Origin of the sequence: Acinetobacter sp. TG2027, assembly GCF_000302435.1 — a bacterium.
In the GTDB taxonomy this organism is placed as follows: Bacteria; Pseudomonadota; Gammaproteobacteria; order Pseudomonadales; family Moraxellaceae; genus Acinetobacter; species Acinetobacter pittii.
Genome location: NZ_AMJN01000021.1, coordinates 1 through 1,465, shown reverse-complemented (window position 1 = coordinate 1,465; position 1,465 = coordinate 1). Strand labels below are relative to the sequence as shown.

General features: G+C 35.2%; 2 protein-coding genes. Both read right to left on the bottom strand.

Features of this window, described 5'->3' with window-relative positions:
• Positions 1 to 30: 30 nt before the first annotated feature.
• Complete coding sequence (locus B806_RS0105260; RefSeq protein ID WP_235822518.1) at positions 31 to 873, bottom strand: IS3 family transposase; 843 nt, start codon at positions 871 to 873, stop codon at positions 31 to 33.
• A gap of 32 nt (positions 874 to 905) precedes the next feature.
• Positions 906 to 1,415, bottom strand: a complete 510-nt coding sequence (locus B806_RS0105255; RefSeq protein WP_002120495.1) for a helix-turn-helix domain-containing protein — start codon at positions 1,413 to 1,415, stop codon at positions 906 to 908.
• Between the last annotated feature and the right edge of the window lie 50 nt (positions 1,416 to 1,465).

Genomic DNA, 1,465 nt, shown 5'->3' with positions numbered 1-1,465 from the left:
TGATCTGACCCCATAAAGTTGGACAGTTAGTTAAGCAGTTTTTAAAAACTGGTTTCTATATTGTACAGGGGATAAACCTTGTAGCTTCACCTTGATTCTCTCATGATTATAATAATGAATGTACTCTCGTATAGTTTTCTCTAACTCATCAGTTGATTGAAATTTTTCACCATGAAAGCACTCCGATTTTAATATTCCAAAGAAGCTTTCTATTACAGCATTATCTAAGCAATTTCCTTTACGAGACATACTTTGAATTAAACCATGTTGCTTTAATTGCTGTTGATAATGAGCCATTTGATATTGCCATCCTTGATCTGAATGGAGAATTGGTTTCTCATGTCGCTTAAGTTTAGCTAAAGCATGAATGAGCATATCTTTCACTAACTCATAATTGAGTTTACGTTGGATCCGGAAGGTAATAATTTCCCCATTAAATAAATCTATAATTGGTGATAGATAAAGTTTTTCACCGTTAACATTAAATTCCGTCACATCAGTTGCCCATTTCTGGTTGGGGCGGTTCGCTTTAAATTGCCGTTGCATAATGTTATCGGCCACCATCCCGACACAACCACTTTTATATGAGCGATATTTTAGTGCTCTGATACGTGATTTAAGTCCCATAGTTTTCATAAGACGATATACACATTTATGGTTGATTATTATTCCTGTACTTTTCAGAGCAAGAGTAATTCTACGATAGCCATAGCATCCCTTATGCTTGTGATATATGGACTTGATCTGCTGTTTTAACTCAGTATATTTATCATTGGAGCGTAAAGCTCTCATGTGATAGAAATAAGTACTACGAGCGATCTTGGCAATATTAAGTAGTAGCTTTAATGGATAAGTTTGCCTTAATTCCGAAATAACTTGAACGCTGTCTGCAGTAGAAATTGAATTTAAGTACGTTGCTTCAGTTTTAAGGCTTTTAGCTTTTTTAAAAAGGCAACCTCTGCACGTAAAGCGGTCACTTCATCAATGAGCTCCTGCTGAGATTTATCTTTGTCATCTTTTACAGACTTGGTTATTTTAGTTTTATCTTGTTTAAGCATATTGGTATAAATCCTCGTGGTATTAAACCCAGCAATCCCTTCTTTATGATACTGAGCTAGCCACCTTCTTAAAATTGACGTCCCGCTCAGATTTAACCGTCTTCTAACTTCTCTTACCGGTATCTTATCAAGAAGCATTTGTACAGCCTTGATTTTAAATTCGGAAGAGTAGTAGGTTTTTTTAGTTTTAACATTCAGGCCATCTTCACCTTGTGCCTTATAGTTTTCAATCCATAAGCGGATGGTTTGGAGATCTACATTAAATTCTTGTGAAAGGATTTTATATCCTTTACTTCCCTCTAAATAAGCTTGAATGACTTTTAATTTTAACTCTTTTGAATGCTTCGGAATTGGCATAGAGCACACCTCATAAGTTTTAAAAGTCTAACTTATGGGGTGCAGTTCAG

Coding starts and splice junctions, on each gene's coding strand:
- B806_RS0105255 (WP_002120495.1), bottom strand. CDS start 1,415: ATGCCAATTCCGAAGCATTCAAAAGAGTTAAAATTAAAAGTCATTCAA.